The organism is Vibrio sp. M260118 (assembly GCF_036533755.1).
Classification (GTDB): Bacteria; Pseudomonadota; Gammaproteobacteria; order Enterobacterales; family Vibrionaceae; genus Vibrio.
On the sequence record NZ_JATABG010000508.1, the window covers coordinates 1 to 1,963 of the forward strand.

1 protein-coding gene is annotated in these 1,963 nt (G+C 44.9%); it reads right to left on the reverse strand.

Translation table 11 applies throughout. The features are described 5' to 3' along the window. Window positions 1–365 precede the first annotated feature (365 nt). Entirely contained in the window at window positions 366–1,886 is a 1,521-nt protein-coding gene (locus tag QTO00_RS18950; RefSeq protein WP_331426141.1) for a DUF3612 domain-containing protein, read from the reverse strand. Window positions 1,887–1,963: the final 77 nt, after the last annotated feature.

The window sequence follows — 1,963 nt, forward strand, 5'->3', positions numbered from 1 at the left end:
CTATCTGGGTGTTCCGTAAACGCTAATAGGGTGATTGTTCGAGCTTAAGTTGCGAGCTTTGTTGGCCAGTTGTTTTTGTTTTGCAATCTATGGCTTTTGCATTTTGCAATTGATTGCAAAATAATAACAGCTTATGCGCGTTGTTTTTGTGAAATAGGTGAATAACTAACCAAAAATATAGGTTTCAGGGTATTTTAAATGTTGGCATGGTAAATGCTTCATAGATATTGACCCTTCTTAAGCCGAGGGTCACCTAGCCAACTGACGTTGTTAGTGAACTTAATTTTGTTCACACTTATATGTAGCCAATCACGATTGTTGTGATTGGCTTTTTTTCTTTTTGGCGGGGATGTTTCTAGCAATGATCAAGCGTCTTGACATCCGCTATAGCAACTCGGCTTTCTCGGACAGACTGCACCACGTGAACAGATCACACGGGCATCGGATTCAATTCCTCGTTCAATCCAATTGATATTCAGAATCTTCGCGATGGTGGTGAACTCTTTCTGCATATTTCGTGGAATAGCCGCACTTCCTCCATTACTAACACATAGCGATTTGAGTTCTTCTGCTAGCTCCAGTGCGTTACCACCTTGAGCATTGATCGCAGGGTTTAGATCAATCCCGGCGCACAGAACACGATTGTTGCCTGCAGGGTCGGTCATATTGACAGACTCACAGCAGTAAATTCTTGGTTCATCACCAACATTTAAGATTGAAATCTGTGCTGAACTGCCTTGTTGAGGTTCAGACAAACGTCTAAATACCGCCCAGTGCTGACAAGGGTCATTTACTTTGCGCATATTCCCCCAAGGTAATGGAATCCCATTTCCTCGATATACGGCTTTGAGCTTGTTCTGGCCGTAAGCATCAAAGTAGTGCCAATGCGGGTAGGGAGACACTACTGTCATGCGACGCATAGCCACTGAGGGAGAGACGCCCGCCTTCTGGTGGACATCAATCTCATAACCACTGCGGTCAAGCAGTTGTCGGAAGGGCACTTTAGGACAAAGTAGTGCGCCAGCAAAAAAGCTAGATTCAAAATCGCGCCATGCCTGGAGAATATCCTGTGAGTTTAGCTCTGAGGTTGAGTTAGTCTGACCGTTGTCTTCCCAACTATTCGCATGCCCGACTGACAGAACGCTCTTTAGCCCCTCTTTGCTGTGGAGTACACAGTGGCCGATATAAACCGCCAAATCGTATTTGAGACGAGTAGGGTACTGTTTTAGCACCTCGTTGAGATAAAGCGTGCCCGGAGGTTCAAAAAAGGAGGTGACAATCTGCTTAGCGCTGACTCCGAGTTCATCGACTACATCTTGTGACGGGCGCGAAATCCAGCGTATCGTCAAGCCTAAGCTACGAGCAATATCCATTAGATCTTCAGCTGATAGATTAAGTCTCTTTAGCCCTACCTCTTCTGCAGCACGTTCTAAGTCTGGAAAGTGGTTCTGGTTGCTCTCTTGGTGGGCGCGAATAAGAAGATGAGCAAACTGGCGGCCAGTAATACCTGTTTGTGACAACATCTCGGGGATGGCGATCTGGAGGATTTCATTTGAGAACAAAAAGCTAGGTTCCAACGCCATACCGCTGATGCCCCCTCGATTGCCTTTGTCAGGAGTAATGTCAGCTTGCTCTGGTTCATCGTCTAAAAACCACGCCGGGTCTTTTTGAAACACTTCCGCAATCACTTCAAGCATATCTATGCTCGGAACACGTTTTCCACGTTCGATCATCGAAAGGTAGGAGACCGAAGGCGCGTACTCTGGGTTCACTCTTATACAACGAGCTGAGAGGTCTTCCATTGTTAAGTGGTTGCGTTTCCTAAGGTTTCTTATCTTAGTTCCTAGAAAATGAGACTGACGAATGAGACTTTTTGACACTGGCATTTTGTAAAATTCACACTGTAAAATTTTTGTTGTGAAATTGTAGTAAAAAAATCACTAGTATACAAATTAAGCAATGA

What these genes read in the sequence shown, in the direction of transcription:
- QTO00_RS18950 (WP_331426141.1), bottom strand. Translation starts at nt 1,886, where the DNA reads ATGCCAGTGTCAAAAAGTCTCATTCGTCAGTCTCATTTTCTAGGAACT.